This window comes from Kitasatospora sp. NPDC093558, assembly GCF_040683475.1.
GTDB lineage: Bacteria > Actinomycetota > Actinomycetes > Streptomycetales > Streptomycetaceae > Kitasatospora.
Window position 1 is genome coordinate 1 of record NZ_JBFBDY010000803.1, and the last position, 2,553, is coordinate 2,553.

General features: G+C 71.3%; 3 protein-coding genes. 1 reads left to right on the top strand and 2 read right to left on the bottom strand.

Features of this window, described 5'->3' with window-relative positions; translation table 11 throughout:
- Positions 1-1,140: FMN-binding glutamate synthase family protein (locus AB0O00_RS35410; protein ID WP_363658814.1), on the top strand; the 1,140-nt coding region annotated here is incomplete at its 5' end.
- A gap of 87 nt (positions 1,141-1,227) precedes the next feature.
- On the opposite strand, the gene AB0O00_RS35415 is transcribed toward AB0O00_RS35410, so the two are convergent.
- Positions 1,228-1,368 (bottom strand): hypothetical protein, encoded by a 141-nt coding sequence (locus tag AB0O00_RS35415; RefSeq protein WP_363658815.1) that lies wholly within the window; start codon positions 1,366-1,368, stop codon positions 1,228-1,230.
- Between the two features lie 172 nt (positions 1,369-1,540).
- On the bottom strand, positions 1,541-2,553 hold a 1,013-nt coding region (locus AB0O00_RS35420; RefSeq protein ID WP_363658816.1), incomplete at its 5' end, for a S53 family peptidase.

A 2,553-nucleotide genomic window follows, 5' to 3' on the forward strand; every position in this document is an offset into this window, starting at 1 on the left:
GGGCGGGCGAAGGCGTTCCGGCCGGCGAGCGTCGTGAACATATCCGCGATGAGCTTCGGTTCGCTCTCCGGCGCGGCCATCACCGCCCTCAACAAGGGCGCGGCGCTCGCGGGCACCATGCACAACACGGGTGAGGGCGGCCTCTCGCCGTACCACCGCAACGGCGGCGACCTCATGCTCCAGATCGGCACGTCGTACTTCGGCTGCCGCAACGAGGACGGCACGTTCAACCTCGACAAGCTCAAGGACGTCGTCGCGAGCGCCCCGGTCAAGGCGATAGAGATCAAGCTCTCGCAGGGCGCCAAGCCCGGCCTGGGCGGGATGCTGCCGGGCTCGAAGGTGACCGAGGAGATCGCCGCGATCCGCGGCATCCCGGCCGGCAAGGACTGCGCCTCGCCGTCGCGGCACACCGCCTTCGGCGACGTCGACTCGATGCTCGACTTCGTCGAGCTGCTGGCCGCCGAGACCGGACTGCCGGTCGGGATCAAGAGCGCGGTCGGCGAGATGGACTTCTGGCAGGAGCTGGCCGGCCTGATGGCGCGCGGCGACCGCGGCGTCGACTTCGTGACCGTCGACGGCGGCGAGGGCGGCACCGGCGCGGCACCGCGGATCTTCGCCGACTCGGTGGCGCTGCCGTACCGGATGGGCTTCTCCCGCGTGTACGGGACCTTCGCCGAGCTGGGCCTCACCGACGAGCTGACGTTCATCGGCTCCGGCAAGCTCGGCCTGCCCGAGAACGCCGCGGTCGCCTTCGCCCTCGGCGCCGACATGATCAACGTCGCCCGCGAGGCGATGCTGTCGATCGGCTGCATCCAGGCGCAGAAGTGCCACACCGACAAGTGCCCCACCGGCATCGCCACCCAGAACCAGTGGCTGGCCCGCGGCCTCGACCCGACCTCGAAGTCCACCCGCGCCGCCGTCTACCTGCGCACGCTGCGCCGCGAACTGCTCAAGGTCTCGGGCGCCCTCGGCGTCGCCCACCCGGCGCTCATCACGGCGAACGACATCGAGATCATGAACGGCGACTACGAGGCCCGCTCGCTGGCCGGCGTCTACGGCTACAAGGACGGCTGGGGCGAGCTCGGGCCGGACCTCGCCAAGGAGATCACCGAGCTGATGATCGCCGGGCCGGCCGTCTGACGCTCCGGCGACGACAAGTACCGAGCCCTGCAGCCGGGTTGACCGCGGTTGCAGGGCTCGTGGCGTTTTCGGCCCTCCGCGCGACGGTCAGATCGTGATGACGTTGACGACGAGTGAGGCGAGCACCGCAAACCCCTCGCCGGCGAGCACGATCACGCCGGTGACCGCAGCGGTCAGGGCGATGTGGGCGTCGCTGAACGTGGTGGTGTAGAGCAGTGCAGCGGCCATGGGAAGCTCCCGTCCGGCGGTCGGGGTGGGGGCGCTGGGCGCGGTCCGGACGAACGTAGCAGGGCGGACGCCGCCATGCCCCCGCGCCGACCGGATTCATGGCGGTGGCGCGGGGGCATGAGCGAGTGCCCGTCCCTCCCGGGCTGGGAGGGACGGGCACTCTGGTGGCTGGTCAGGCGGTGAACGCGGCGAGGCCGTTCGGGGTGCCGTTGCCGGTCGGGCCGTCGTAGCCGGTGCCGGCCGTGCACAGGTAGGACGGCGAGCAGGTGCCGTTGGAGCCGGTGGTGACGTCGTTCAGCGCCGAGGTGTGGCTGTAGCCGTCCGCCGCCGGGATGCCGGCGGTCGGCGCGCCGGCCAGCGCGTACACGCCCGCGATGATCGGCGAGGAGGCGCTGGTGCCGCCGTAGACCGACCAGCCGCTGCCGCCGTACGTCTGGTAGACCGCGACACCGGTGGCCGGGTCGGCGACCGCCGACACGTCCGCGATGGTGCGCTTGGCGCAGCCGGTGTCCTTCTGCCAGCTCGGCTTCGGCTCGTAGGCGGAGCAGCCGGAGCCGGTGCCCTCGGTGGAGCTGGTGGACCACACCGACTCACTCCAGCCGCGGGCGCTGGAGTCGCGGTGCAGCGCGGTGCCGCCGACCGCGGTGACGTTGGGCGAGGCCGCCGGGTACTGGGCGCCGTAGGCGCTGTCACCGGCCGAGACGGTGATCGCCACGCCCGGGTGGTTGAAGTAGGTGTTGTCGTAGCTCAGGTCGGTGGAGGACTCCGCGCCGCCGTAGCTGTTGGACACGAACTTCGCGCCCAGCTTGACGGCGGTGTTCACGCCGGTGCCGAGGTCGGTCATGTTCGCGGTGCTCGCCTCGACCAGGATGACGTGCGCGTTCGGCGCGATCGCCGAGACCATGTCCAGGTCGAGGGAGATCTCGCCGGCCCAACTGCTGCTGGCCCGCGGGTACTTGGTGCCGCCGGTCTCGTTGACCTTCTTGAAGCACCCGTTCGCGGTGGTGCAGGACGGCAGGCCGTACTGCGCGCGGTAGGTGTTCATGTCCGACTCGGCGTTCGGGTCGTCGTACGCGTCGACGATGGCGATCGTCTGGCCCGCCCCGCCGTTGGCCGGCAGGTTGTACGCGCTCAGCAGGTCGCCCGGGCCGAAGCCGGACGGCGTCGCGTTCGGGGTGACGCCGA

Bases quoted from the DNA above. Each gene is read 5' to 3' on its own strand.
- AB0O00_RS35415 (WP_363658815.1), bottom strand. From the start codon at position 1,368: ATGGCCGCTGCACTGCTCTACACCACCACGTTCAGCGACGCCCACATC.